Source organism: Pseudonocardia nantongensis (assembly GCF_046546495.1).
GTDB lineage: Bacteria > Actinomycetota > Actinomycetes > Mycobacteriales > Pseudonocardiaceae > Pseudonocardia > Pseudonocardia nantongensis.
In genome coordinates, this window is the sequence record NZ_JBKGXT010000007.1 from 166,893 (window position 1) to 191,945 (window position 25,053).

Genomic DNA, 25,053 nt, shown 5'->3' on the forward strand with positions numbered 1-25,053 from the left:
GCCGTGCACCGGCCCGGACGATCCCCTCTGGTCGACGCGATCGTCCGGGCAGCAGAGCGGCCGACCGGTGGCATCGACGGCCACGGGGGCGCCGCGGAGCCGCCGCACGACGTCGTCGCCGTGCCGGTGGAGCTTCCGGGCGGACCGATCCGCCTGCTGCGCCCGCGCGATCCGGAGGCCGTGGCGTTCGAGACCGTGAGCGCCCCGGGCACCGCGGTCGAGGAGCTGCACCCGCCGCACTGGGCGCGGCTGTGGGCGTCCGGCATCGCGCTGGCCCACGCGATCGAGCCCGACCCGTCCGATGCGACCGGGCCGGACGGGGAGGAGGGCGGGGCGAACTGCGAGCGCGCGGGCCGCCCAGGCGGGCGGATCGTCGTGCGCGGGCGGCCGGTGCTGGAGCTCGGCTGCGGGCTCGGGCTACCGGCGCTGGCCGCTGCCCGTGCCGGCGCCCGTGTACTGGCCACCGACCGTTCCCCGGGAGCGGTCGCCTACGTCGCCGCGTCCGCCGCGCGCGAGGGCATCGGCCTGTGCAGCGCCGCCTGTGCCTGGGACGGCGCGGGGTCACTCGTCGAGCAGGGCCCGTGGGACGTCGTGCTGGCTGCGGACGTGATCTATGACCAGGAGGCGCTGACCGTGCTGGCCTCGCTGCTGACCCGCCTCGTGGCGGACGACGGGGAGGTGTGGCTGACCGATCCCCGCCGACCGCTCGCCGCGGAGTTCCTCGCCGACGCCCGCGGCAGGTGGCGCGAGGTGGACACGCGTGCCTCGGCGGTGCCGGGCGTGCTCCTGCACCGCCTGCGCGGGCCGGTCCGGCCGGTCCGGTCGAGGAGGGGCGGGCTACCGTGAACGTCAGTGCGCAGTGAAAGGAGTCCGCCATCCCCCGCCTGCCGCAGGGCGCCGCGTTCGCCGGCCTGGTCGTCACGTTCACCGTGGTGATGATCGGGACCACGATGCCCACCCCGATGTACGTGCTGTACCAGCAGGAGCTCGGGTTCTCCGCGGTAGTCCAGACGGTGATCTTCGCCGTGTACGCGGTCGGCGTACTGGCCGCGCTGCTGCTGTTCGGGCGGTGGTCGGACCTGCTCGGCCGGCGGCCGCTGCTGCTGGCCGGGGTAGGGTTCGCGCTGGCCAGCTCCATCGTGTTCCTGCTCGCCGGCCCGGTACCGGTGCTGTTGGTCGGACGCTTGCTGTCCGGGGTGTCGGCCGGGATCTTCGCCGGGGCCGCGACAGCCGCGGTGATCGAGGCCGCACCGCCGTCCTGGAGCGCTCGCGGGCCCGCCGTGGCCACTGCGGCCAACACCGGCGGGCTCGGGCTGGGGCCGATCCTGGCCGGTCTGGCCGTCCAGTTCCTGCCGGGACCGCTGCATCTGTCGTTCGTGGTGCACGCGGTCGCGGTCGCCCTGTGCGGGGTGCTCGTGCTGCTGGCCCCGGAGACGGTCACCCGGGCGGCGCACCCGCGGCTGCGCCCGCAGACGGTGTCGGTCCCGCCGGAGGTGCGCGGGGTGTTCGTCAGCGCCGCGACGGCCGGGTTCGCCGGGTTCGCGGTTCTCGGGCTGTTCACCGCGATCTCGCCGCGGATCGTGTCCGAGGTCCTCGGCGTGGAGAACCACGCGGTCGCGGGACTGATGGCGTTCCTGCTGCTCGCCGCGTCCGCGACGGCGCAGCTGACGTTGCGCCGCTTCGACACCGACCGGACCCTGAACCTGGGCTGCGTGCTGCTGATCGTCGGCATTCTGCTGGTCGGGCTCTCGATCGCGACCGCATCGTTCGTCGAGCTCGTGGTGGGCGCCCTGGTCGCCGGCGTCGGGCAGGGCATGTCGTTCAGCAAGGGACTGGCCACGGTGAACGCGCGGGTCGACCCGGCGCAGCGGGCGGGGGTCACCTCGTCCTACTTCGTGGTGCTCTACGTGGCGATCTCGCTGCCGGTGGTCGGGATCGGTGCAGCGTCGATGGCCTGGGGCCTGGTCACCGCGGGGATCGTGTTCGCCGTCGCGGTCGCGGCGCTGGCCGCGGTCGCGCTGGCGGCGCTGCTGGTCCTGCAGCGCCGCAACACGCGGCGGGCCGAAACCGTCGGCGCAGCGGCCTGATCGCGCCGGTGTCGGTCAGTTCTGCGGGCCGAACAGTCGAATCTCGTGCTCGACCTGCAGGCCCGGCACGGACTCGTACCAGGCGCGGCTGCGCTCGATGTCGGCCACCGGCATCGTGATGTGGTGCACGCCTGCGATCGTGCCGGATCACACGAGCGCCCGTACCAGCACCGCCACCGCCGACGCGGCCGAGATCACCAGCACCGCCCGGCGCAGCGCGGTGCGGCGCACCCGCGACTCCAGCACGTGCCCGGCGACCCATCCCGGCGCCATCCCGGGCAGCAGCCACAGCACCCCCGCGACCGTGTCGGCCGTCGAGCCCCGCAGCGGGCCGGCGAGCAGCACGACCAGCGCGACGAGGGCGGTGACCGTGCCGGTCACCGCGACCGTCGCCCGGGCACGACGGGGGTCGGCCCCGGCGAGGAGCAGCGCGATCGGCGGGCCGGTGACCGCCGCCGTCGTCCCCAGCACCGCGGACCCGGCCCCGGCGACACCGCTCGCCCCGGGCCCGACCCGCACCGCCGCCGGGCCGTGGGCCGTCGGCGGCACCGGTCGGCGGGCCGTCATCGCCACGGCAGCGAGGATCGCCAGTGCCCCGAGCACCCCGAGCGTGGCGGGGCGGAGCACGGCCAGCAGCCACACCCCGACCGCGAGCCCGGGTACCGCGCCGATCAGCGCCCACCGGGTCACCAGCGGATCGGTGTACCGGCCCCAGCGCACGGCCACACCGGCCGAGAGCAGCAGGTTCACCGCCATCGCCGGCACCGGCACCAGGCCCGGCCACAGCAGCAGCGCGGCCGGGACCAGCAGCAGGTTCACCCCGAACCCGAGCAGCACCTGGACCGCCGTCCCTGCCGCGACGACGACGGTGAGCGCGAGCAAGACCCCCGGTTCCGGCGGGATCACCGGTACCCGGTGACGTCCGCCGGCTTCCCCGCGTCCTGCACCTCCACGATGTAGCGCCAGGCGTCCGGGCGCGACCCGTCCAGGTCGTCGACGCCGTAGGTCGCCGCGAGCTCGCCGGAGGAGGTGGAGCGGGCGTTCCAGCGGTGCCGGTCCGGGTCGGCGGCCAGCGCCGCGATCCCGCGGCCGACGAACCGCGGCGACTCCGAGATCGCGAAGTGCGGCACGCCCGCGCACGCCTGCCGCCAGGTCTCCTCGGTGACGCCGAAGTGCTCCAGCATGAGCTCCGACCGGAGCCAGCCCGGGGTGACGGCCACGGCGGTCCCGCCGTGATCGCGCAGCTCGTGCGCCCAGGACCGGGCGAGCCGGATCGGCGCGATCTTGGCGAGATCGTAGTAGACGTTGAGACGGTAGTTCTCCGCGTTGTACGCGTCGGTGCCGTCGGTGACCTCGATGACCAGCCCGCCCGGCTTCCGGGCCAGCAGCCGCAGCGCGTTCTTCGCGGTGATCAGGTGGGTGTCGATCGCCAGCCGCAGCGTGCGCAGCCCGTTCGCGAGGTCGTGCTCCCACACCGGGGTCTCCCACTCGACCAGCAGCTCACCGCCCCAGATGTCGTTCACCAGCACGTCCAGCCGGCCGTGCGCGCCCTCGATCCGCTCGACCAGGGCCGCGACCGCCTCCGGGTCGAGATGGTCGGTGGGGACCGCGACCCCGGTGCCGCCGGCCGCGGTCACCAGGTCGGCGGTGTCCTCGATCGTCTCCGGGCGGTCGTACTCGGAGCGTTGCGCGCGGGTGCTGCGCCCGGTGCAGTAGACGGTGGCGCCCGCGGCACCGAGCTCGACGGCGATGCCGCGGCCCGCGCCGCGGGTCGCCCCCGCGACCAGGGCGACGGTGCCGGTGAGGTCCGGAGTTGTCATGCGCGCAGCATCGCACCGGCCCCCGACAGCGAGCCCGTCCCGACCTGGCGCGCCGCGTTCCGGAGCCCCGGCCGGCCGGGCCCGGCGTTCAGAACGTGAAGCGGTGCACCGCCTCCGGGTGCCGACGCCGTGCGGTACCTCCTGGCCGCCGAGGTCGCCCGCGCCGTCGGCTACCCCGACGCCTTCGGGTTCAGCGCGGCGTTCACACGCGTCCGCGGCGTCAACCCCGGCGAGTTCCGGCGCACCGGTCGTGGCGTCGGGCCCGAACGGGCTATGCCTCCGGCAGGTTCTGCACGTGCCGGAACCCGAACCGGCCCTTGATGCACAGGTGCCCGTGGGTGACCGAGTGGTCGGAAGGGCTGGTCACGTTCACGATCTCGCCCTGCTGGACGTGCAGCTCCAGGTTGCAGCCGACCCCGCAGAACGAGCAGACCGTCGTCGTGACCGTCTCCTCGTCGGGGTGCCAGTCCCCGGCCTCGCGCTTGTCGTGCTCGGCCACCGACTTGAGCGCCCCGGTCGGGCAGACCCCGATGCAGTTGCCGCAGTACACGCAGGCCGAGTCGGGCAGCTCGACATCGTGCTCGGTGGCGATCCGGGCGTCGAACCCGCGCCCGGCGGCGGCGATCGCGAAGGTGAACTGGGCGTCGGTGCCGCAGGCGTTGACGCACTTGTAGCACATGATGCAGCGCGAGTAGTCCCGCACGTACAGCTCGTTGTCGATCTTGACGGGCTGGGCGACGGTGGCCGCGGTGGACCCGTCCGGCAGCGGGTGGTGCCCCGGGTGCCGACGGTCCCGCTCCCCCGCGGCCGCGGGCGCCGCGGGCGGGCCGTACCGGGTGGGGTCGACGCCGTAGCCGGACATCCAGCGCTGCACGTCATCGCTCGCCTGGTCCATGTCCACCGACGAGGCCAGCAGCTCCAGCACCATCCGGCGGCTGTGCCGCACCTTCTCGGTGTCGGTGCGCACCTCCATCCCGTCCTCGCACTTCCGAGCGCAGGACGGGACCAGCGTGCGGGAGCCCTCGACCTCGACGACGCACACCCGGCAGGCGTTGATCGGGTCCATGTTGGGGGCCCAGCACAGCGTCGGGGTGTCGGCCTGTTCGGCGGTGCCCTCCCCGTGCAGTGCCTCCAGGATCGTCGAGCCCTCCGGGACGCGGGCCTCGGCGCCGTCCAGCGAGAGCGTCACCATCCGCCGGATCGGGCCCAGCATCACCGGTCCGCCGGCCAGCCGCTCGGCCGGTCCGGGGCGGGCCCCGGCCGGGTCGGCGATCGTGACGCCGACCGCGCCCGCACCGTCGGTCCGGGCCAGCGGCGCAACGCCCTCACCGGCCCCCGGCCCGCTGCCGGGGGTCTCGTTACCGTTGCCGCCGTGGCCGTTCGGGCTCGCGTCGGCCTCGGGCGCGCCGTCGACCTCCCCGGACCGGGGTGCCTGCGACCCGCCGCCGGCGCCGGACGGGCCCTTGCCGCTGGTCGTGGTCATCGCCGTCCCCTACCTGCCGTGTGCGGTGCGGTCACCGGCCACCCCCGTGCCCGTTCGTCGACGTGTGCCCGGCCTCGCCGCCGTGGCCGGCCCCATTGCGCGACGGTGCCGCGATCAGCCCGAGGTCGATCGCCGACATCACCGCGGCCGGGGCTGTCTGGCCGAGGCCGCAGATCGAGGCGTCCCGCATGACCCGGGCCAGGTCGTCGAGCAGGGCCAGCTCGGTCTCCCGGGACCCGATCGGCGCGTCCCGCTCCAGCCGGGCCAGCGCCTCCTCCTGGCGGACCGTCCCGACCCGGCACGGCACGCACTGCCCGCAGGACTCGTCCCGGAAGAACGCGGCGATCCGGCGCAGCGTCCGGCTGAGGTCGGCGGCCTCGTCGAACACCAGCACGACGCCGGAGCCGAGCGTCGCGCCGATGTCCCGCGCACCCTCCAGGGTCAGCGGGACGTCCAGGTCCGCCGGCATCACGAACCCGCCGGCCGCCCCGCCGAGCAGCACCGTCCGCAGCTCGCCCCGCGCGCCCCCGGCCAGTTCCAGCAGCTCGCGCAGGGTGGTGCCGAAGTCGACCTCGTACACCCCCGGGGCGCCGACCGCGCCGGAGACGCAGAACAGCTTCGATCCCGTCGAACGCCCGCCGCCGACGGCGGCGAACGCCTGCCCGCCGATGTTCAGGACCTCCAGCACGTCGTAGAGGGTCTCCACGTTGTTGATCGCGGTCGGCTTGCCGAACAGCCCGACCGTGGCCGGGAACGGCGGCTTGTTCCGCGGCTCGCCCCGGTAGCCCTCGATCGACTCCAGCAGGGCGGTCTCCTCGCCGCAGATGTAGGCACCGGCCCCGCGGCGCAGCTCCAGATCGAACGCGAAGCCCTCGCCCATGACGTCCTCGCCGAGGTAGCCGCGGGCCCGCGCGGCCGAGATCGCGTCCTGCAGCCGGCGGGTGGCCAGCGGGTACTCGCCGCGGATGTAGAGGTGCCCGACGGTCGCCCCGGTGACGTAGCCGGCGATCGTCATGGACTCGACGAGGCCGAACGGATCGCCCTCCATGAGCACCCGGTCCTTGAACGTGCCGGGTTCGGACTCGTCGGCGTTGCAGACCAGGTGATGCGGGCGTTCCGGGGACTGTGCCACCCCCTCCCACTTGACGCCGGTGGGGAACGCCGCGCCGCCCCGCCCGGTCAGCGAGGCGTCCTTCAGCTCGGCGATCACCCGGGTCGGCCCGAGCTCGATCGCCCGGCGCAGACCCGCATACCCGCCGCGGGAGCGGTAGTCGTCCAGCGAGCCGGGATCGACGACGCCGACCCGGCGCAGCAGCCGCAGGTGTGCGCCGGTGCGGGTCTGCGGGGCACTCACCGCGGTGTCGGCGAACGCGTCGTCGGCCGCGGACGCCTGGTCGCCCGTGGTGTCGAACGGTGCGGTAGCGGCCTCGACGGTGCCGTCCGGGGTGGCCGGCGCCTGGGACAGGTCCGGTTCCCCCGCGCGCTGGTGCAACACGGCCGGGGCGCGTTCGCACAGGCCCAGGCACGGGCTCCGGACCCAGCACGCGGCCGGCCGATCCGGTCCGCCGGGTCCGGCAGGGTCATCGCCGGGAGCGCCGTCCGCTGCCTCGCCGGCACCGCCCGACGGCCCGAGCGCACCCGCCAGCGCCGCGACGACCTCCTCGCCGCCGTTGGGCCCGCACGCGACGTCGTCGCAGACGTGCACCACCCGCGGCGCCCGCGGCTCGACCGAGAACATCGCGTAGAACGTCGCGACCCCGTACACCTCGGCCGGCGGGACCTGCAGGGTCCGGGCGAGATGGTTGAGCGCGCCCTCGGACAGCCAGCCCTCGGCGTCGTGCACGGCGTGCAGCAGCGGCAGCAGCAGGTGCCGCCTGGACCGCGCGGCGTGCCCCGCGTGCGCCGACCGGGTCGGCCGGTCGGCGGCGGCCGCCTCGACCGCCGCGGGCGCGAGCGCTGCGAACGCCGCATCGACGGCCTCGCGCTCGGACGTGCTCGGCTCCGCCGACGACAGGTGCAGGTCCATCCGCTACTCCCCCGCGACCGGGAGCGACCCGGTCACCTTCTCGATCCGTACCGCGGTGGCCTTGAACTCCGACGTCCCGGACTTCGGGTCCCAGGCGTCGTTGGTCAGCGCGTTGACGTCGACCTCCTCGCTGAAGTGCGGCGTGAACGACGCCAGCCCCGGCCGCAGCGACGGGTCCAGCGCCACCGGCGCCTCGACCGAACCGCGCCGCGACGACACCCGCACCCGCTCGCCGTCGGCGATCCCGAGCCGGGCGGCGTCGGTGGCGTCCATCCGCAGCGACTCGCGGCGGCGCATCGGCGAGGCGTACCCACCGGTCTGCACCCCGGAGTTGTAGGCGTCGAGCAGCCGCACCGTGGTGAGCCGGATCGGGAAGTCGTCGGACAGCTCGTCCACCGGCGCGACGTGCTCGACCGGGGTGAACGGCGCGGCGGCACCGCGCAGCTCGGGGTCGGTCTCCCACAGCCGGGCGTGCATCAGCGGGGTGCCCGGGTGGTCCTCGGACGGGCAGGGCCACTGGATGCCGCCGAGCGCGTCCAGCCGGGCGTAGCTCATACCGGCGTGCCAGTTCAGCGACACCGAGCGCAGCTCGTCCCACACCTGCTCGGCGGTCGGCTCGCCCCAGTCGTGGCCGAGCCGGTCGGCGATCCCGCAGATGATGTGGGTGTCCGGGCGGGCGAGCCCGGGTGGGTCGAGGGCCTTGCGGCACCGCTGCACCCGGCGCTCGGAGTTGGTGACGGTCCCCTCGTACTCGCACCAGTCCGCGGTGGCGGGCAGCACGACGTCGGCCATCTCGGCGGTCGCGGTCCGGAAGATGTCCTGGACGACCAGGCAGTCGAGCCCCTCCAGCAGGTGCCGCGCGTGCGTGACGTTGGCCTCCGACTCGGCCGGGTTCTCGCCGATGCAGTACAGCGCGGAGAGCTCGCCACGCTCCATCGCCTCGAACATCTCGGACAGGTGCATGCCCTTCTGCGCCGGGATCGGCTTCCCGCCGTAGACGGTCTGGAAGCGGGCCCGGGCGTCCTCGTCGGCGAGGTCGTACCCGCCGGGCAGCTTGGCCGGGATGGCGCCCATGTCGCCGCCGCCCTGCACGTTGTTCTGCCCGCGCAGCGGCACCAGCCCGGAGCCGTACCGGCCGACGTGCCCGGTCAGCAGCGCCAGGTTGATCAGCGCGAACACGTAGTCGGCGGCGTTGTGGTGCTCGGTGATGCCCAGCGTCCAGCAGATCTGGGCCCGGTCGGCGCGGGCGTAGGCGTGCGCGAGCTCCCGGATCGTCCCGGCCGGGACCCCGGTGATCTCCTCGGCCCGCTCCAGCGTGTACGGCTCCACCGTGGCCGCGTAGTCGGAGAATCCGCTGGTGGAGCGCTCGACGAAGGACCGGTTCACCAGTCCGGCGTGGATGATCTCCCGGCCGACCGCGTTCGCGAGCGCGATGTCGGTGCCCACGTCGAGGCCCAGCCAGGCGTCCGCCCAGTGGGCGGTCGAGGTGTGCCGCGGGTCCACCGAGTACATCCGCGCCCCGCGCTGCAGGCCCTGCAGCACGTGGTGGAAGAAGATCGGGTGCGTCTCGCGGGCGTTACTGCCCCACAGGACGATCAGGTCGGCGTTCTCCGCCTCGACGTAGGCGGAGGTGCCGCCGCCGGCACCGAACACAGCCGTCAGACCGACGACGCTGGGAGCGTGTCAAGTGCGGTTGCAGCTGTCGACGTTGTTGCTGCCCATCACCGCCCGGGCGAACTTCTGCGCGGTGTAGTTCATCTCGTTGGTGGCCTTCGAGCAGCTGAACATCCCGAACCGCTCGCCCGGCACGTCCCGGAAGCCGGCCGCGGCCCGGTCCAGCGCCTCGTCCCAGCTCGCCGGGCGCAGCACACCGTTCTCGCGGACGAGCGGTTCGGTGAGCCGCACGTGCCGGGCGCGGAACCCGCGTCGGCGGCCGGTGGTGGGTCGGGTGGTGGTCATCGTCGACCTCCTGCGCGTGTGGCCGGGACCACCCCACGGTAGCAACGGCGGAGATCGTCGTCACAGATCGAGGTGACATGTGTTGCAGGCCGACCTCACCGTCCGGGCAGGCGCCACTGCACACCCGGGAGCAACGCGGACCGGTCCACCCGATCGGCGTGCCGCTCGACCAGATCGAACAGCGAGGTGATCAGCGTGTCGGCGAGCAGGTGCGGCCGCAGGCCGAGCGCGGGCAGCCCGGTGGAGGCGACGCGGTAGTGGTGCCGGTCGGCCTCCACCCGCGGGTTGTCCAGGTGCGCGACCTCGGTGCCCCCCGGGTGCGTGTCGGCCACGAGCTTGGCCAGCTCGCCGACCGAGAAGGACTCGGTGAGCTGGTTGAACACCCGGAACTCCCCGCGCTCGGCGGGGTTCTCCACGGCCAGCCGGACGCACTCGACGGTGTCCCGGATGTCGATCACGCCGCGGGTCTGGCCGCCGGAGCCGTAGACGGTCAGCGGCTCGCCGAGCACGGCCTGGATGGTGAACCGGTTGAGCACGGTGCCGAACACGGCGTCGTAGTCGAAGCGGGTGGCGAGCCGCGGGTCGCGGGCGGTCTGGTCGGTGTGGTGGCCGTAGACGACGCCCTGGTTCAGGTCGGTGGCGCGCAGGCCCCAGGCCCGGCAGGTGAACTCGATGTTGTGGCTGTCGTGCACCTTGGACAGGTGATAGAAGCTGCCCGGCCGCTTCGGGAACAGCACCCGGTCGGTGCGCCCGTTGTGCTCGACGGTCAGCCACCCCTCCTCGATGTCGATGTTCGGGGTGCCGTACTCGCCGAGCGTCCCGAGCTTGACCAGGTGGGTCCCCGGGTCGGTCTCCGCGATCGCGTAGAGCAGGTTCAACGTGCCGACCACGTTGTTGTGCTGGGTGTAGGTGGCGTGTGCCCGGTCGAGCATCGAGTACGGGGCGGAGCGCTGCTCGGCGAAGTGCACGACCGCGTCCGGCCGGAACTCGGCGAGGGTGTCCCGGGTGAACTCCGCGTCGAGCAGGTCACCGTGATAGACGGGCAGCCGGGTGCCGGAGACCTCCTCCCACGCCGCGACGCGTTCGTCGAGCCCGCGGATCGGGACGAGGCTCGTGACGCCGAGCTCGTCGTCGTAGCCGCGGCGCGCGCCGTTGTCGAGCACCGCGACCTCGTGGCCGTGCTCGGACAGGTGCAGCGCCGCGGGCCACCCGAGGTAACCGTCGCCGCCGAGGACCAGAACCTTCATCGACACCCCTCGCGTCGTCGTCCGTCTCGTCCGCTTTCTACCCACGACCGGTCGCCACCGCCCGCCTCCGGCACCGAGACGTGATCGGTCGGCCGCCCGCCGTCCACCCGGCGCGATGCGCGACGATCACCGCCGTGTGGCGTGGTTGCGGACGGTTCCTCCTGGTCGCGGGCTCGCTGGCGACGGCGTACCGCGGTGCGCGCACGGTCGAGCGGGTGCTCCGGATCACACCGCTCACCCCGGCCGGCGACGGCGGCGGCGACGCCGGGCCGGTCACGATCGTCGTACCGGCTCGGGACGAGGCGCCCAGGATCGGGGTGTGCCTCGACGCGCTGCGCGCCCAGACCGTGCCGGACGTCCGGATCGTGGTGGTCGACGACGGCTCGGCGGACGGCACCGGGGAGGTCGCGGTGCGGCACGCCGACCGCGACCCACGGGTGCGCGTGGTGCGTGGCGAGGGGCCGCCGCCCGGCTGGTCCGGCAAGGTCGCGGCGATGCAAACCGGGCTGGACGCCGAGCGCGCGGCCCGCTCCCCCGGCTCCCGCCCGCCGGAGTGGCTGCTGTTCGTCGACGCCGACACCGTGCTCGCCCCGGAGCTGCTGGGACGGTTGCGGGCGACGGCGGTCCGGCACGGTGCGGACCTGGTCTCCGCGGCCGGCACCCCGCCGCCGTGCGGGTCCGCGGCGTGGCCGCTGCTGATGCCGACCGGGATCGTCTTCATCGGCGAGCACGCCGACCCGCGGGAGCGCTCCCGGCGGGCGTTCGCGATCGGGCAGTGCCTGCTCGTGCGCCGGGACCGGTTCGACGCCGTCGGCGGCTGGGCGGCGCTGCGCGACCGCCGCACCGAGGACGTGTTGCTCGCGACCCGGGTGCGCGACGACGGCGGTCGCACCCGGCTGGTCGACGCCGGCGGGCTGGTGACGACCAGCGGTCTCGACCCGTTCAGCGCCGGCTGGGCGTCGTTCCGCAAGACGCTGGTGGCCGCGACCGGCCGCTCGGTGCTCGTGCTGGCCGGGGGCGGGTTGACGCACGCGGCGATGTCGCTGTCCGGGCCGGCCGCGGTGGCCTGCGGGCTGCGCGACCGGCACCGCTCCCGCACCCGGGGCGGTCGGGCCCGGGCCGGCGCACTGGTCGTCGCCGGCCTGCTCGGCTGGGGCGGCGCGGCGGCGGCGCACCACCGGTCGGCACGGCTGATGCGGACCCGGACCGCGCTCGCACCGCTGGCCCCGCTGGTGTGGGCGCTGTTCGGCGCGGTGCTGATCGACGGGGCGCGGGTGGTGCTGCGCGGCGCGGCGGGCTGGAAGGGTCGCGACCAGTGAGCCTGTCCGCCCCGACCGACCGGTTCATCGCCCGGTGCGCCTCAGCCGTCGAGGGCCAGCTCGTCCCCGGTGACCAGCGGGAACCATCCGGGCAGCGGACCGGCCGGGGCCTCGGTCGTCCCGGCGGCCCGCACGCGCCCGAGTGCCCCGGCCCGGGCGGCACGGGCGGTCCGGATCCGGCCGCCGTCGTGCAGCCGGACGGCGGGCAGCGGGCGTGCCAGGGCCGCGGCGTACTCGGCCGGGGTGTTGACGTTGGTCAACGACGCCAGCCCGGGATCGAGCCGGGCGAGCACCGGGTCCGCGCGCAACGCCTCCTCCGGGATCCTGCGGACGTCGGCCCGCGCGAACAGCGACGGCGGCTTCCCCTCGCCGGCCGCGGTCAGCGCGTCGATCTCCGCGGCGAGGCCGGCCCGGTAGCCGGCGGCCAGCGGCTGGTGGTGACCGTGCGCGACGGGCAGCGCGACGTCATGGGCGCCGAGCAGGTCGAGCACCCGGGCGGCGAACGCGGGATGCAGCAGCGGCAGGTCGGTGGAGGCGACGAACGCCGCCCCGGCACGTCCGGCGACCGCGTGCAGCCCGACCCCGATCGCGGGCAGCGGGCCCAGGTCGGGGACCGGGTCGTCGAGCACCTCGACGCCGTCCGGCAGGGCGGGCAGCGGCTGACCGGCCGCCCGCACGACGAGCACCGGCCCCTCGACGGCCCGGCCGAGCACGCTCACGGCGCGCATCAGCAGGGGGACGCCGTGCCAGTCCAGGTGGGCCTTCGACGTCCCCATCCGGGACGACCGTCCGCCGGCCAGCACGATCCCGGCCCCCGGGCGCCGCCCCCCGTACCCACGCACGCCGTCGATGCTACGAACACCGGCCGCCGCAGCGCCCCCGGCACCCGGCGCGGCCGAGTGTCCCGAGGGGCACCCTCGCCTCCGCCCGGGGGCCCGAAGGTGCCCCGGGAGCAGCGGCGGGGCGACGGCACGCGGCGGCAGAGCCGGGGACACGGGCGGCGGTCGGCGGTCGGGGCTCCTACGCTGGTGGTCCGGGCGCACGCTCGCTGCCGCGACCGGAGGAAGAGGACACGATGGGACGGCTGACGGTGCGTCGGGCGGTGCTGCGGCTGACCCCGGACGGCACGACGCGGGAACGCCCGGACACCCTGGTCGCCGAGGAACCGCTGGAGATCCGGGTCGGCGGGAAGCCGCTGACCGTGACCATGCGAACCCCGGGCCACGACGTCGAGCTGGCCCACGGTTTCCTGCTCACCGAGGGCGTGCTCGGCGGCCGGGAGGATCTCTTCGGCGCTCGCTACTGCGACTCGGTCGACGACCAGGGCCGCAACACCTACAACGTCCTCGACGTCGACCTCGCGCCCGGGGTCGCGCCACCGGACGCGTCGGTGGAACGGAACTTCTACACGACGTCGTCCTGCGGCGTGTGCGGCAAGGCCTCGCTGGACGCGGTGAAGCTGAAGACCCGGCACTCCCCCGCTGGCGACCCGCTGCGGATCAAGCGGGAGGTGCTGGTGTCGCTGCCGGACCGGCTGCGCGAGCAGCAGCGGGTGTTCGGCTCGACCGGTGGTCTGCACGGCGCCGCCCTGTTCGACGCCGAGGGTGAGCTGCTGGTCGCGCGCGAGGACGTCGGCCGGCACAACGCCGTCGACAAGATCCTCGGCCGGATGGTGATGGACTCGGCGATTCCGGCCGCGGGCACCGTGCTGATGGTGTCCGGGCGCGCGTCGTTCGAGCTGGTGCAGAAGGCGGTGATGGCCGGGGTGCCCGCGCTCGCGGCGGTGTCGGCGCCGTCATCGCTGGCGGCGGAGCTGGCCGAGGAGTCCGGGATGACGCTGGTCGGGTTCCTGCGCGGGGACACCGGCAACGTCTACACCGGCGCGGAGCGCATCGAGCTCTGATCGGCCCGCGGCCGGGCGACCCAGGCCACGGTCACGACGACGAGCGCGCAGCCCGCGGCCTGCCACCCGGTGGGCCGCTCGCCCAGTACGAGCATGCCGAGCAGCACCGAGAGCACCGGGTGCACCAGCAGCAGCGCAGCCCCGGTGCCCGCGGCCATGCCCGCGGTCCCGCGGCCGATCAGCACCCAGGACACGACCTGCCCGGCCAGCGCCAGCACGATCAGCCACGCCCAGGTCTGCGCCGGCAGGGCGACGGCGATCCCGCCGCCCGCCACGCCGACGACGCCGCTGGTGAGGGCCGCGCCCACGGTCGCCAGGCAGACCGGGGTGACCAGGTGCCGCGGGTACCGGCGCGAGGTCTGCCGGTTGAGGTGCAGGAACCCGGCGTATGCGATGCCGGCCAGGGTGCCCAGCACGGCGCCGCGCACCGGCTCCGGACCGCCGGCTCCGGCGCCGAGCAGCCCGCCGGCCAGCGCGATCCCGCCGAGCAGCACCGGTGCGGCCAGCAGCAACCGGCGCGGCACCCGGTCCCCGCCGGCCAGCCAGGCGATCAGCGGCAGGGCGATCACTTGCACGTTCAGCACGACGTTCGCGATCCCGGCGCCGGCGTCGAGCACCGAGCGGGTCCAGAACAGGAAGTCCGCGCCGAGCAGCACCCCGGAGACCAGCGCCCACCCGACCGCTCGCGGCGGGATCACACCATGCCGGCGGCTCTCGGCCAGCGCCCAGGGTCCGAGCACCAGCAGCGCGAGCACGCACCGCCAGAACGACGTCGACGCCGGGTCGGTCCCGGCCAGCGCCACCAGGATCCCGGTCCAGGCCAGGACGGCGGCGCCCGCGAGCAGCGAGCCGACCGCACGCGGATCGGTCGCGCCCGGGGCGGTTGCACGGACGGCCGGGGCGTCGTGCTGCGCCGGGGTAGGCAGGGCGGAGGAGGAGCGAGGCGGGGTCACGTCCTCCACGCTCCCCGCCCGGACCGCAAAGCTCCAATGACTGTTCCTGCGGTATACCGGTTAGCATTGCTGCGTGATCGGGTGGGAGAGGTTGCGGGTGTTCGCCGCCGTCGCCGAGCAGGGTTCGGTGGGTGCGGCGGCGGCCGCGCTGCACATCACCGGCCCGGCCGTCACCCAGCAGCTGCGCAAGCTCGAGCGCGAGGCGGCCACCCGGCTTGTCGAGCCGGACGGGCGCGGCATCCGGCTCACCGCGGCCGGGCACGTGCTGGCCGGTCACGCCACGGCGGTCGTGTCCGCGGTCGCGGACGCCGAGCGGGACCTCGCCTCGTTGCACGACGAGGCCGCCGGACCGCTGCGGATCGGCTCGGTGGCGAGCGCGCTGCGCGCCCTGCTCCCGGACGTCCTGCGGTCGCTGATCTCCGAGCACCCGCGGCTGGTCCCGACCGTCACCGACGGTGAGGTCGTCGACCTCCTCCCGCGGCTGCGAAACCGCGACCTCGATGCCGTCCTCCTGGAGAGCTGGACGCAGCGCCCGGCCCGGCTGCCTGCCGGGCTGCGGGTGGCGACCCTGGTCACCGAGCCGGTCCTGCTCGCCGTCGCGGAGGGACATCCGGCCACCACGCACGACCCGATCGAGCTGGGCGGGCTCCACGGGGAGGTGTGGGCGTCCAGCCCGGTCGGGACCGAGCCCTACGAGGTGCTGCTCCAGCTACTGCGCGCCGACGGGATCGAGCCCGACGTGCGGTACCTGTTCGGGGACTTCGCCACCCAGCTCGCGATGGTCCGGGCGGGGCTGGCGATCGCACTGGTACCGGGGATGGCGGTGACCGGGGGCGAGCCGGACCGGGTGCCGGCGTCGGCCGACGGGGTGCGGCTGCTGTCCTGCCGCCCCGCCCTGGGCCGCTCGCTGGTGCTCGCCACCCGCGAGACCGACGCCGACCTCCCGGCCCTGCAGGCACTCGCCGGCACGCTGCGGGCCGTCGCCGCGCGGGCGGTACGGGCCGCGCCGGCCCCCGGATCCTGACGACCCGGACACCGATGGTGACCGACGATCCGGCGGCGATCCCGGCCACCGGTGACCGGATCCGCCGCCGCCCGATCGACGATCACCCCGGACGGATCACGCCAGCAACTCGCGCACCATCGGGATCACGCGCGTGCCGTACAGCTCGACGGCCCGCATACGGGCGCTCACCGGCTGCGGCCCCACCGTGTAGATCAGGTCGAAGCGCTCGGCGCCCACCGCGCGCACCGACCCCGCGATCCGGCGGGCGACCGTCTCCGGGGACCCGACGTGCAGCGCGCCGTGCTCGACGTCGGCCTCGAACCGGGCCCGCGACATCGGCGGCCAGCCGCGCTGCGCCCCGATCCGGTCCATCTGCGCCTTGTAGGGCGGGAAGAAGATCTCCCGGGCCTGCTCGTCGGTGTCGGCGACGAACCCGGGCGCGTGCATCCCGACCGGCTTCGGCGCGTGCCCGAACTGCTCGACGGCGCGGCGGTAGAGCTCGACGTAGGGAGCGAACCGGGCCGGCTCCCCGCCGATGATCGCCAGCATCAGGCCCAGGTCGTGCCGCGCGGTGCGCACGACCGATTCCGGCGACCCGCCGACCCCGACCCACACCGGCAGCCGGCGCCCGGTCGTCGGCCAGACTTCGGCGGCCTCCAGCGGCGCACGGGTGCTGCCCTGCCAGGTCACCGGCTTCTCGTCGAGCAGCTTCACGAACAGGTCCAGCTTCTCCTCGAAGAGCACCTCGTAGTCGCCCATCGAGTAGCCGAACAGCGGGAACGACTCGGTGAACGAGCCCCGCCCGACGATCACCTCGGCGCGGCCGTCGGAGAGCGCGTCCAGGGTCGCGAAGCGCTGGTAGACCCGCACCGGGTCGTCCGAGCTGAGCACGGTGACCCCGGACGAGAGCCGGATCCGCGAGGTCCGGGTGGCGATCCCGGCCAGCACCGTCTCCGGGGTGGAGATCGAGTACTCCGGCCGGTGATGCTCGCCCAGCGCGACGACGTCGACCCCGGCCCCGTCGGCGAGCACCACCTCGTCGACGACCTGCCGGATGGCCCGCGGGTGCGACAGCAGCGCCCGGTCGTCGTCGGTCGGCACGTCGCCGAAGGTGTCCAGCCCGAACTCGATTCCGCTCATCCCGCTCCCCTGATGGTTGATCCCTCAACCATCATGCCAGGAGGGGACGCCCGGCCGGCGGGCAGCCGTCAGCGCTGCTCGGCCCGCAGGTGGCGCAGCAGGTTGGCGGCGAACCGGTCGCCGGTGGCGTCCATCGTCGCCCGCATGGTCCGGGTGACGACCGGGGCCGCCAGCCGGGACAGCGGCATGTCCACGTCGAGGGTGAGGGCGATGTCCAGCACCGTCCCGGGTCGGCCGTCCGGGCCGGGTTCGGCGTCGGCGAGCGTGTAGTGGCCCTCGGCGCCGGCCCACTCGGTGCGCCCGGGCGGCGGCTCGTGGGTGAACTCGATCCGCTTGCCCTCGCTGAAGGTCATCCGCTCGGTGAACACCGGCTTGATCCCCACCCCGAGCACCGCGAGCTGCACCATGTGCCAGCGCCAGTGCTCGCCCTGCGGGTCGATCCGGCTCAGCAGCGGCGTGAGTTTCGGCAGCAGCACCGGGTCGGTGAGCACGCCCCAGACGGCCATCCGGTCCGAGCTGACCGTGGCCCGGGACTCGGTGCCGGCGGAGAACCGGGTCAGGACGCACCGCCTCCGCCCAGCGCTCCCCCCGCGGCCGGGGCGTCGTCGCCGCCGGCGACGCCGGGCTCCGGCTCGGCGGACCCGCGGTTGGTGGCCGGCAGCAGCTCGGTCAGCGCGGCGCCCTCGATCCGGCGGAACGTGCGGCGCGGCCTGGTCCGGTCCAGCACCGCGACCTCGAGCGCCTCGGCGCCGAGCACCCGGGGGGTCGTGGACCCGTTCGACGACGAGGCCGGATCGGCCCCGGGCACCTGCAGCCCGCCCAGCGCGACGCCGATCGCCGCATCCAGGTCCAGGCCGTGCGAGTAGGTCTCACCCAGCTTGGTCGAGATCGGCTCGGTCTGGCCGCCCATCACGACGAACCGGGGCTCGTCGGTGATCGATCCGTCGTAGGTGATCCGGTAGAGCTGGTCGCCGCCGGACTCGGCGCCGACCTCGGCCACGCACAGCTCGACCTCGAACGGCTTCTGCTGCTCCACGAACGCGGTGCCCAGCGCCTGGGCGTAGGCGTTGGCGAGCATCCGCCCGGTCACGTCGCGGCGGTCGTAGGTGAACCCGCGGAAGTCGGCCATCCGGATCCCGCCGGTGCGCAGGTTCTCGAACTCGTTGTACCGGCCGACCGCCGCGAAGCCGATCTTGTCGTAGATCTCGGAGACCTTGTGCAGGGCGGTGGACCGGTTCTCGGCGACGAACAGCACCCCGCCGGCGTAGGTCAGCACGACCACGCTGCGGCCCCGGGCGATGCCCTTGCGGGCGAGTTCGGAGCGGTCGCGCAGCAGCTGGTCGACCGAGGAGTAGAACGGCATCGTCATGGGGAGGCGCTCCAGTGGCTCGTGCTCGTGCGGGGACGGGTGCGCGGTGTCTCTATCGGGACGGACCGCCCGGACGCTCGGTCCGGCCGGCCACCACCTGCTCGACGACGGCGGCGATCTCGTCCTGGTCGCGCCGCGACGCGCCCTCGGCGGTGATGCTCACGACGACCGGGTAGATCCGGCGGACGGTGTCCGGTCCGCCGGTGGCGGTGTCGTCGTCCGCGGCGTCGTAGAGCGCCTCGACCGCGGTGCGCACCGCCCCGTCCCGGTCGGTGTCCGGGTCGTGCAACTTCTTCAGCGACGACTTCGCGAACACCGAGCCGGAGCCGACGGCGTGGTAGCCGAGGTTCTCGTCGTACCGGCCACCGGTCGGGTCGTAGGTGACGATCCGGCCGGCCGTGGCGGGATCGGGATCCTGGGTGTCGAACCCGGCGAACAGCGGCACGACGACGAAGCCCTGCATCGCGGCGCCGAGGTTCTGCCGGATCATCCCGGCGAGCTTGTTGGCCTTGCCGTCCAGCGACAGCGGCACGCCCTCGATCTTCTCGTAGTGCTCCAGATCGACGGTGAACAGCCGGACCATCTCGATCGCGATGCCCGCCGAGCCGGCGATGCCGACCGCGGAGTGCTCGTCGGTCACGAAGACCTTCTCGATGTCCCGTTGGGCGATCACGTTGCCCTGGGTCGCCCGCCGGTCGCCGGCGATGACCACGCCGCCGGAGAAGGTCAGCGCGACGATCGTGGTGCCGTGCGGGACCCCGAGGGTGTCCGCCGCGGAGCCGGACCCGCCGGCCTGCGCCGCGACGCCCGCGCCGGGCACCAGGTGCGGTGCCGTGGTCCCGACGAACTCGGAGAACGACTGGGATCCGGTGAGGAACGTGCCGAGCTGACCTGTGACGTGCCCGGGGACGAGCCCGGGAGTGACCGACGGCCGGAACTCCATGATCGGGTGGATACCTCTCGCTCTCGAGGGTCGTACGCCGGTGGTTCCGCCCGGGTGGGCGGCCTGCTCCGGCACGGCCGGGCCCGCGTGGGGCGGACCCGGCCGGGACGGTACTGCGCTGCGGCGGGGGCGGCCCGCCGGTGGTGCGGCTACTCGCCGCCCTTCTGCACGTAGGACCGGACGAAGTCCTCCGCGTTCTCCTCCAGCACGTCGTCGATCTCGTCGAGGATGGTGTCGACGTCCTCGCCGAGCTTCTCCCGCCGCTCCTGGCCCGAGCCCGATCCGTCCTCGCCGGACTCGTCGTCGCCGTCGCCACCGCCCTGGCGCTTGGTCTGCTCCTGAGACATGACGCCTCCTCCTCGCTGAGTCATCCGACCCGCCGGTACGTGCCTCACCCTACCGATCGGGGCCGACAAAATCGCCTGTCGCCGGTGCGCGCCACGCCATCCGGACGACCGGGCCGGTGCTCAGCCCTGGGTGAGCTTGTCCACCAGCTCCTCGGCGCTCGACGTGGCCTCGAACAGCTCCCCGACGTGCTTGCGGGTGCCGCGCAGCGGTTCCAGCGTCGGGATCCGGACCAGCGACTCGCGGCCCAGGTCGAAGATCACCGAGTCCCAGGAGGCCGCGGCCACCTCGACCGGGTAGCGCCGCATGCAGGTGCCCCGGAAGAACGCCCGGGTGTCCTCCGGCGGCTCGGTCATCGCCGCCGTCACCTGCTCCTCGGTGACCAGCCGCCGCATCGAGCCGCGGGTGACGAGCCGGTTGTAGAGTCCCTTGGCCAGCCGTACGTCGGAGTACTGCAGGTCGACCATGCCCAGCCGCTCCGAAGCCCAGCTCAGCCCGTCCCGCTCGCGGTAGGCCTCGAGCAGCTTCAGCTTCGCCGTCCAGTCCAGCCGGTCGGCGGTGAGCGCGGGGTCACGCTCCAGGTCGGCCAGCACCGACTCCCACTCCTCGACGACCTCGCGGGTGTCGGGGTCCCACTCCGCGCGGTCCCGGGAGACGGTCTCCTCGAGGTGCGCGACGGCCCGGGTGCAGTACTCCTGCTGGATCTGCAGCCCGGTCATCCTCCGGCCGTCGGCCAGCTCGACGGTGGCCTGCAGGGTCGGGTCGTGGCTGATCCGGGAGACCGACTTCACCGGCTCGGCCAGCCGCAGGTCCTCGAACGACCGGCCCTTCTCGATCATGTCCAGGACCAGCGCGGTGGTGCCGACCTTGAGCAGCGTCGCGACCTCGGACAGGTTCGCGTCGCCGATGATGACGTGCAGCCTGCGGTACTTGTCGGCGTCGGCGTGCGGCTCGTCGCGGGTGTTGATGATGCCACGCTTGAGCGTGGTCTCCAGGCCGACCTCGACCTCGATGTAGTCCGAGCGCTGCGCCAGCTGGTAACCGGGCTCGTCACCCTGCTGGCCCAGCCCGACCCGGCCCGCGCCGCAGACCACCTGCCGGGACACGAAGAACGGGGTGAGCCCGCCGACGATCGAGGGGAACGTCGTCGTCCGGGCCACCAGGTAGTTCTCGTGCGAGCCGTAGCTCGCGCCCTTGCCGTCGACGTTGTTCTTGTAGAGCTGCATCCGGGGCGCGCCGGGCACGGTCGCCGCGCGGTTCGCGGCCTCCAGCATCACCCGCTCGCCTGCCTTGTCCCAGACCACCACGTCCCGCGGGGTGAGCACCTCGGGCGTGGAGAACTCCGGGTGCGCGTGGTCGACGTAGAGCCGGGCGCCATTGGTGAGGATGACGTTCGCCGCACCCAGGTCGTCGAGGTCGGTGTCGAGCTGCGGGGCCAGCGACGGCGCGGAGAGGTCGAACCCGCGGGCGTCGCGCAGCGGGGACTCGACCTCGTAGTCCCAGCGGGCGCGCCGGTTGCGCGGGACGTCGGCCGCGGCGGCGTAGGCCAGCACCACCTGGGTGGAGGTCACGACCGGGTTCGCGGTGGGGTCCCCGGGAACCGCGATGCCGTACTCGATCTCGGTACCCATGATCCGACGGGCCGTCACGAGCGGCTCCTGGCGCAAGCGTGCATCCTCCGAGCCTAACCGGCACACGCGCACCCGCACCCCCGCGACGCGGCGGCGTCGGACACCGTTGGATCATCGGCACCGTGACCGGACCGGTGGACGACCCGCGCCGCGAGCGCATCGCTTCGACGCCGCCGGGCACCGCACCGGCACGGCCGAACGGGGCGAGGTCTACGACCGTTCGCTCTGGCACGCCACCACGGCCGTCGCGCTGCGCAGCACCGACCGCGCACGGATCTACGTGCACCGGCGCACCGACACCAAGCTGGTCATGCCCGGCCTCTGGGACTGCTGGGCCGGCGGCGTGCTGGACGCGGACGAGTCGCCGGACGAGGGCGCCGCCCGCGAGCTGGCCGAGGAGCTCGGGATCACCGGGGTGCCGCTCGAGCCGCTGTTCACCGTCGCGTTCGACGCCGCCGCCCTGGGCATCGACACCGGCCCCGGCTCCGGCCCGGCCGGACTGCGCGCGCACGTGCACGCCTACCAGGCCTTCTCCGACGCGCCCGTCGTCCACCAGGCGTCCGAGGTGGCCGAGGGCGGCTGGTGGACGCTCGCCGAGCTGCGTGCCGGCCTGGCCGATCCGGCCCGCAGCTGGGTGCCCGACGGCGCCTGGGTCGCCCGGCACTGGCTGTCCCGACCGATCGGTTAGGCTCGCTGTCCCGCGGGGTTTACCCGCAGGTAACATACGTCACCCGTCCCGGTTGCTGGATCGGTTAACAGCCGGCGGGTCGCGCGACGAAATCACGGGAAGGGCCCAGCGTGGGGCTCTCCGTGCAACCCGGACACCGCACCACGACAGCACGCACCCGACAGCAGGAGCTCCCCCATGGTCGTCAGCATCTCGGTCTCGGCCCGATCCCTCGCCGCCGCCCGGCTGATCGATCCCGACGTGTCCACCGCCGCCGTGCAGGCCGCGGTGGAGGCCGCCGTCGCCGCGGACCGCCGGGAGAACACCGCCCGCGGCGCCGAGCCGGTCCGCCGCGAGCACAACGCCCGGCGGGAGCCCGGCCGCGGCGGCACCGCCGCGTAGACCCCTCCCCGGGCACCGCACGGACCGGCACCCGGGAACCCCGATACGCGACGACGCCCGCGGACCGTGCCGGTCCGCGGGCGTCGTCGCGCGTTCGGGCGCGCTCAGAGGTTGATCATGTGGCCGGCCAGGCCGTGGATCGCCTCCTGCAGGCACTCCGACAGTGTCGGGTGGGCGTGCACGTTGCGGGCCATCTCGTACACGGTCAGGTCCCACTTCTGCGCCAGGGTCAGCTCCGGCAGCAGCTCGGTGGCCTCGGCCCCGATGATGTGCCCGCCCAGCAGCTCGCCGTGGGTGTCGTCGGCGATGAGCTTGATGAAGCCGTTCGGCTCGGCCATGCCCTGTGCCTTGCCGTTGGCGGTGTACGGGAACTGCGCGACGTTGACCTTCCAGCCCCGCTCGTCGGCCAGCTCCCGGGCCTCGGCCTCGGTCCAGCCGAAGCTCGCGACCTGCGGCTGGCAGAAGGTCGCCCGCGGCATCATCTTGTAGTCGAGCTCCTGGGTCTCGGCACCGGCCAGGGTCTCGGCCGCGACGACGCCCTGCGCCTCCCCGACGTGCGCGAGCATCAGCTTCGCGGTGACGTCGCCAACCGCGTAGACGTGCTCGGCACTGGTGCGCATGTGGTCGTCGATCTTGATCGCACCGCGCTCGGTGAGCTCGACGCCCAGCTTGTCCAGGCCGTAGCCGTCCACCCGCGGGGCGAACCCGATCGCCTGGATCACCTTGTCCGCACGCAGCTCCTCGGAGCCCTTCTCGGACGCCACCGAGACCGTGACGCCCTTGCCGTCGTCGGTGATCGACTCCACCTTGGTGGAGGTCCGGACGGTGATGCCGAGCTTCTTGAAACGCTTGAGCAGCTCCTTGGACACGTCGGCGTCCTCGAGCGGGAGCATCCGGTCCAGGAACTCGACGATCGTGACGTCGACGCCGTAGTTGGCCAGAACGTAGGCGAACTCGACGCCGATCGCGCCGGCGCCGGCGATGACCACGCTCTCCGGCAGCTCGCGGGTGAGGATCTGCTCCTCGTAGGTCACCACGCGCTCGGACAGCTCGGTGCCCGGCAGCAGCTTGACCGTGGAACCCGCAGCGACGATCACGTCGTCGTAGGTGACGGTCTCGGAGCCACCATTCGACAGGTCGACCTCGATCTCGCCCGGCCTGGTGAACCGGCCGAACCCGTCGAACTCGGTGATCTTGTTCTTCTTCATCAGGAAGTGCACGCCCTTGACCCGGCCGTCCGCGACGGTGCGCGAGCGGTCCCAGGCGACGCCGAAGTCCGCGGTCACCTCACCGGAGAATCCGAAGGTCTTCTGCTCCTTGGTGACGATGTGGGTGAGCTCGGCGTTGCGCAGCAGGGCCTTGGACGGGATGCAGCCGACGTTCAGGCAGACCCCGCCCCAGTACTTCTCCTCGATCACCGCCACACTGCGGCCGAGCTGAGCGGCGCGGATGGCCGCCACGTATCCACCGGGTCCGGCACCGAGCACGACGACGTCGAAATGAGGCATGTGCCCAGCCTAGGACGCGTGCGGCCGACTCGGGCCGTCCGGGCCCGCGTCTCCGGCCAGGGGCCACTCCCCGCCGTCGGACAGGTGCGCCACGATCGCCTCCGCGGCGACCCGCAGCGCGGCCTGCTGGTCGCGGTCGAGGGCGTCGAACACCGCCTCCCGGACGCTCTCCACGTGGTCCGGTGCGGCCTCCTCCAGCACGGCCAGGCCGGCATCGGTCAGCTCGGCCAGCTGCCCGCGACGGTCGGTCGGGCAGGACCGCCGGGCGATCCAGCCGGCGTCCTGCATCCGGGCGACCGCGTGCGAGACCCGGCTGCGCGAGGACAGCGCCGAGTCGGCCAGCACGCTCATCCGCAGCGTGCGGTCCGGCGCCTCGGAGAGCCGGACCAGGATCTCGTAGTAGGCCAGCGGCATCCCGGCCCCGGACTGCAGCCGGCGCTCCACCTTGTCCGACGCCAGCCGGGTGGCGGCCAGGAAGGCCCGCCAGGTCCGCTGCTCGTCGTCGTCGAGCCAGCGCGTGTGGGACACGACACCCTCCGGAATGATTGAGCGTTCATCTTGTTGTGCCTAGTATCGCTCTCAACAACTGAGAGTTCAACCAGCTACCCGCCACGGAGGCATTCCATGACCAGCATCCCGAACTTCGTCGCCGGCACCTGGGACATCGACCCGGTACACAGCGAGGTGTCGTTCGTCGTCCGTCACATGATGGTGAGCAAGGTCCGCGGCCGCTTCGAGCAGGTCTCCGGCGAGATCGTCACCGGCGACTCGACCGAGGACTCGCGCGTCGCCGCCACCATCGACGTGAGCTCGATCAGCACCGGCAACGAGCAGCGCGACGGGCACATCCGCTCCGCCGACTTCTTCGAGGTCGAGAGCTACCCGGAGTGGACCTTCACCTCCACCGCGGTCGTGGCCAAGGGCGACGAGTACGTGCTGGCCGGCGACCTCACCATCAAGGGCATCACGAAGCCGGTGGAGCTGGACCTGGAGGTCAACGGGTTCGGTCCGGACGCCTGGGGCGGCACCCGCGCCGGCTTCACCGCCACCACCACGATCAAGCGCTCCGACTTCGGCGTCGACATCGCCATGCCGATGGAGGGCGGCGGCGTCGTCGTCAGCGAGAAGGTCGGCGTCGAGCTGGAGATCCAGGCCGTGCTGCGCGCCTCCTGATCGTCGCGCACCGACCCCACGCATCCCGGGAGCCCCGGTCCGCATCGCGCGGACCGGGGCTCCGGTGCGTCG

General features: G+C 73.8%; 25 protein-coding genes and 1 pseudogene. 9 read left to right on the forward strand and 17 right to left on the reverse strand.

Going from position 1 to position 25,053, the window contains the following annotated elements; translation table 11 throughout:
- Window positions 1-3 precede the first annotated feature (3 nt).
- Both ACLFMI_RS09885 and ACLFMI_RS09890 read left to right on the forward strand, forming a co-directional pair.
- Window positions 4-846, forward strand: a complete 843-nt coding sequence (locus tag ACLFMI_RS09885; protein WP_410947463.1) for a methyltransferase domain-containing protein — start codon at window positions 4-6, stop codon at window positions 844-846.
- 65 nt (window positions 847-911) lie between these two features.
- On the forward strand, window positions 912-2,087 hold the full coding sequence (locus ACLFMI_RS09890; RefSeq protein WP_410947549.1) for an MFS transporter: 1,176 nt from the start codon (window positions 912-914) through the stop codon (window positions 2,085-2,087).
- A 15-nt stretch (window positions 2,088-2,102) separates the two neighbouring features.
- Here the strand turns inward: ACLFMI_RS09890 and ACLFMI_RS09895 are convergent, their stop codons facing one another.
- Genes ACLFMI_RS09895 through ACLFMI_RS09905 form a run of 3 tightly spaced genes read right to left on the reverse strand, consistent with a single transcriptional unit; the run spans window position 2,103 to window position 3,907 of the window.
- Complete coding sequence (locus ACLFMI_RS09895) at window positions 2,103-2,216, reverse strand: VOC family protein (RefSeq protein ID WP_410947464.1); 114 nt, start codon at window positions 2,214-2,216, stop codon at window positions 2,103-2,105.
- Between the two features lie 18 nt (window positions 2,217-2,234).
- Window positions 2,235-2,993 carry a TSUP family transporter gene (locus ACLFMI_RS09900; RefSeq protein WP_410947465.1) on the reverse strand — a complete coding sequence of 253 codons (759 nt, stop codon included), beginning with the start codon at window positions 2,991-2,993 and terminating at the stop codon, window positions 2,235-2,237.
- Window positions 2,990-3,907 (reverse strand): SDR family oxidoreductase, encoded by a 918-nt coding sequence (locus ACLFMI_RS09905; protein ID WP_410947466.1) that lies wholly within the window; start codon window positions 3,905-3,907, stop codon window positions 2,990-2,992. Before ACLFMI_RS09905 ends, ACLFMI_RS09900 begins: the two co-directional genes overlap by 4 nt.
- A 147-nt stretch (window positions 3,908-4,054) precedes the next feature.
- On the opposite strand from ACLFMI_RS09905, the pseudogene ACLFMI_RS09910 reads away from it, so the two are divergent.
- Window positions 4,055-4,228 (forward strand): annotated as a pseudogene (locus ACLFMI_RS09910) (AraC family transcriptional regulator); the annotation flags it as partial.
- On the opposite strand, the gene ACLFMI_RS09915 reads toward ACLFMI_RS09910, so the two are convergent.
- The 4 genes from ACLFMI_RS09915 to ACLFMI_RS09930 all read right to left on the reverse strand — a co-directional run bounded on the left by ACLFMI_RS09915 (window position 4,179) and on the right by ACLFMI_RS09930 (window position 10,622).
- Window positions 4,179-5,390 (reverse strand): 2Fe-2S iron-sulfur cluster-binding protein, encoded by a 1,212-nt coding sequence (locus tag ACLFMI_RS09915; protein ID WP_410947467.1) that lies wholly within the window; start codon window positions 5,388-5,390, stop codon window positions 4,179-4,181. The pseudogene ACLFMI_RS09910 and the gene ACLFMI_RS09915 sit on opposite strands and share 50 nt — an antisense overlap.
- A 31-nt stretch (window positions 5,391-5,421) precedes the next feature.
- Window positions 5,422-7,416, reverse strand: a complete 1,995-nt coding sequence (locus tag ACLFMI_RS09920; RefSeq protein WP_410947468.1) for an NAD(P)H-dependent oxidoreductase subunit E — start codon at window positions 7,414-7,416, stop codon at window positions 5,422-5,424.
- Between the two features lie 3 nt (window positions 7,417-7,419).
- The gene (locus ACLFMI_RS09925; RefSeq protein WP_410947469.1) at window positions 7,420-9,375 is read right to left on the reverse strand and encodes a molybdopterin oxidoreductase family protein; all 1,956 of its coding nucleotides are present in this window, start codon (window positions 9,373-9,375) and stop codon (window positions 7,420-7,422) included.
- Window positions 9,376-9,470: 95 nt separating this feature from the next.
- Window positions 9,471-10,622: an NAD-dependent epimerase/dehydratase family protein gene (locus ACLFMI_RS09930; RefSeq protein WP_410947470.1), complete on the reverse strand. Its 1,152-nt coding sequence runs from the start codon at window positions 10,620-10,622 to the stop codon at window positions 9,471-9,473.
- 134 nt (window positions 10,623-10,756) lie between these two features.
- Here ACLFMI_RS09930 and ACLFMI_RS09935 point away from each other — a divergent pair, with 134 nt between their 5' ends.
- Entirely contained in the window at window positions 10,757-11,941 is a 1,185-nt protein-coding gene (locus tag ACLFMI_RS09935) for a glycosyltransferase family 2 protein (protein ID WP_410947471.1), read from the forward strand.
- A 41-nt stretch (window positions 11,942-11,982) separates the two neighbouring features.
- Here ACLFMI_RS09935 and mobA read toward each other — a convergent pair whose 3' ends face one another.
- Window positions 11,983-12,783 carry a molybdenum cofactor guanylyltransferase gene (gene mobA / locus ACLFMI_RS09940; protein ID WP_410947472.1) on the reverse strand — a complete coding sequence of 267 codons (801 nt, stop codon included), beginning with the start codon at window positions 12,781-12,783 and terminating at the stop codon, window positions 11,983-11,985.
- A gap of 233 nt (window positions 12,784-13,016) precedes the next feature.
- On the opposite strand from mobA, the gene fdhD reads away from it, so the two are divergent.
- Complete coding sequence (fdhD, locus tag ACLFMI_RS09945) at window positions 13,017-13,844, forward strand: formate dehydrogenase accessory sulfurtransferase FdhD (protein ID WP_410947473.1); 828 nt, start codon at window positions 13,017-13,019, stop codon at window positions 13,842-13,844.
- Here the strand turns inward: fdhD and ACLFMI_RS09950 are convergent.
- Window positions 13,814-14,797 carry a DMT family transporter gene (locus ACLFMI_RS09950; protein ID WP_410947474.1) on the reverse strand — a complete coding sequence of 328 codons (984 nt, stop codon included), beginning with the start codon at window positions 14,795-14,797 and terminating at the stop codon, window positions 13,814-13,816. The genes fdhD and ACLFMI_RS09950 overlap by 31 nt on opposite strands.
- A gap of 73 nt (window positions 14,798-14,870) precedes the next feature.
- On the opposite strand from ACLFMI_RS09950, the gene ACLFMI_RS09955 reads away from it, so the two are divergent.
- Window positions 14,871-15,821: a LysR family transcriptional regulator gene (locus ACLFMI_RS09955; protein WP_410947475.1), complete on the forward strand. Its 951-nt coding sequence runs from the start codon at window positions 14,871-14,873 to the stop codon at window positions 15,819-15,821.
- A 96-nt stretch (window positions 15,822-15,917) separates the two neighbouring features.
- Here the strand turns inward: ACLFMI_RS09955 and ACLFMI_RS09960 are convergent, their stop codons facing one another.
- The 6 genes from ACLFMI_RS09960 to dop all read right to left on the reverse strand — a co-directional run bounded on the left by ACLFMI_RS09960 (window position 15,918) and on the right by dop (window position 21,231).
- Window positions 15,918-16,943, reverse strand: coding sequence for an LLM class flavin-dependent oxidoreductase (locus ACLFMI_RS09960; RefSeq protein WP_410947476.1), 1,026 nt, complete (start codon window positions 16,941-16,943; stop codon window positions 15,918-15,920).
- Between the two features lie 68 nt (window positions 16,944-17,011).
- A complete protein-coding gene (locus ACLFMI_RS09965; protein ID WP_410947477.1) occupies window positions 17,012-17,449 on the reverse strand; it encodes an SRPBCC family protein in 438 nt (145 codons plus the stop codon).
- 50 nt (window positions 17,450-17,499) lie between these two features.
- Window positions 17,500-18,312, reverse strand: a complete 813-nt coding sequence (prcA, locus tag ACLFMI_RS09970; RefSeq protein WP_410947478.1) for a proteasome subunit alpha — start codon at window positions 18,310-18,312, stop codon at window positions 17,500-17,502.
- 52 nt (window positions 18,313-18,364) lie between these two features.
- Window positions 18,365-19,255 (reverse strand): proteasome subunit beta, encoded by an 891-nt coding sequence (gene prcB, locus ACLFMI_RS09975; RefSeq protein WP_410947479.1) that lies wholly within the window; start codon window positions 19,253-19,255, stop codon window positions 18,365-18,367.
- 149 nt (window positions 19,256-19,404) lie between these two features.
- The gene (locus ACLFMI_RS09980; RefSeq protein ID WP_410947480.1) at window positions 19,405-19,602 is read right to left on the reverse strand and encodes a ubiquitin-like protein Pup; all 198 of its coding nucleotides are present in this window, start codon (window positions 19,600-19,602) and stop codon (window positions 19,405-19,407) included.
- A 120-nt stretch (window positions 19,603-19,722) separates the two neighbouring features.
- The gene (gene dop, locus ACLFMI_RS09985) at window positions 19,723-21,231 is read right to left on the reverse strand and encodes a depupylase/deamidase Dop (protein WP_410947550.1); all 1,509 of its coding nucleotides are present in this window, start codon (window positions 21,229-21,231) and stop codon (window positions 19,723-19,725) included.
- 106 nt (window positions 21,232-21,337) lie between these two features.
- Here dop and ACLFMI_RS09990 point away from each other — a divergent pair, with 106 nt between their 5' ends.
- Entirely contained in the window at window positions 21,338-21,919 is a 582-nt protein-coding gene (locus tag ACLFMI_RS09990) for an NUDIX hydrolase (RefSeq protein WP_410947481.1), read from the forward strand.
- A gap of 177 nt (window positions 21,920-22,096) precedes the next feature.
- Window positions 22,097-22,300, forward strand: a complete 204-nt coding sequence (locus ACLFMI_RS09995; RefSeq protein ID WP_410947482.1) for a hypothetical protein — start codon at window positions 22,097-22,099, stop codon at window positions 22,298-22,300.
- Between the two features lie 104 nt (window positions 22,301-22,404).
- Here the strand turns inward: ACLFMI_RS09995 and lpdA are convergent, their stop codons facing one another.
- The gene (gene lpdA / locus ACLFMI_RS10000; protein ID WP_410947483.1) at window positions 22,405-23,808 is read right to left on the reverse strand and encodes a dihydrolipoyl dehydrogenase; all 1,404 of its coding nucleotides are present in this window, start codon (window positions 23,806-23,808) and stop codon (window positions 22,405-22,407) included.
- Between the two features lie 9 nt (window positions 23,809-23,817).
- Window positions 23,818-24,336, reverse strand: a complete 519-nt coding sequence (locus tag ACLFMI_RS10005) for a MarR family winged helix-turn-helix transcriptional regulator (RefSeq protein ID WP_410947484.1) — start codon at window positions 24,334-24,336, stop codon at window positions 23,818-23,820.
- Between the two features lie 96 nt (window positions 24,337-24,432).
- On the opposite strand from ACLFMI_RS10005, the gene ACLFMI_RS10010 reads away from it, so the two are divergent.
- On the forward strand, window positions 24,433-24,981 hold the full coding sequence (locus ACLFMI_RS10010) for a YceI family protein (protein ID WP_410947485.1): 549 nt from the start codon (window positions 24,433-24,435) through the stop codon (window positions 24,979-24,981).
- Window positions 24,982-25,053 lie beyond the last annotated feature (72 nt).

Coding starts and splice junctions, on each gene's coding strand:
- ACLFMI_RS09905 (WP_410947466.1), bottom strand. CDS start 3,907: ATGACAACTCCGGACCTCACCGGCACCGTCGCCCTGGTCGCGGGGGCG.
- ACLFMI_RS09915 (WP_410947467.1), bottom strand. CDS start 5,390: ATGACCACGACCAGCGGCAAGGGCCCGTCCGGCGCCGGCGGCGGGTCG.
- ACLFMI_RS09920 (WP_410947468.1), bottom strand. CDS start 7,416: ATGGACCTGCACCTGTCGTCGGCGGAGCCGAGCACGTCCGAGCGCGAG.
- ACLFMI_RS09930 (WP_410947470.1), bottom strand. CDS start 10,622: ATGAAGGTTCTGGTCCTCGGCGGCGACGGTTACCTCGGGTGGCCCGCG.
- fdhD (WP_410947473.1), top strand. CDS start 13,017: ATGGGACGGCTGACGGTGCGTCGGGCGGTGCTGCGGCTGACCCCGGAC.
- ACLFMI_RS09960 (WP_410947476.1), bottom strand. CDS start 16,943: ATGAGCGGAATCGAGTTCGGGCTGGACACCTTCGGCGACGTGCCGACC.
- ACLFMI_RS09965 (WP_410947477.1), bottom strand. CDS start 17,449: ATGGCCGTCTGGGGCGTGCTCACCGACCCGGTGCTGCTGCCGAAACTC.
- prcA (WP_410947478.1), bottom strand. CDS start 18,312: ATGACGATGCCGTTCTACTCCTCGGTCGACCAGCTGCTGCGCGACCGC.
- prcB (WP_410947479.1), bottom strand. CDS start 19,255: ATGGAGTTCCGGCCGTCGGTCACTCCCGGGCTCGTCCCCGGGCACGTC.
- ACLFMI_RS09980 (WP_410947480.1), bottom strand. CDS start 19,602: ATGTCTCAGGAGCAGACCAAGCGCCAGGGCGGTGGCGACGGCGACGAC.
- dop (WP_410947550.1), bottom strand. CDS start 21,231: ATGGGTACCGAGATCGAGTACGGCATCGCGGTTCCCGGGGACCCCACC.
- ACLFMI_RS09995 (WP_410947482.1), top strand. CDS start 22,097: ATGGTCGTCAGCATCTCGGTCTCGGCCCGATCCCTCGCCGCCGCCCGG.
- lpdA (WP_410947483.1), bottom strand. CDS start 23,808: ATGCCTCATTTCGACGTCGTCGTGCTCGGTGCCGGACCCGGTGGATAC.
- ACLFMI_RS10010 (WP_410947485.1), top strand. CDS start 24,433: ATGACCAGCATCCCGAACTTCGTCGCCGGCACCTGGGACATCGACCCG.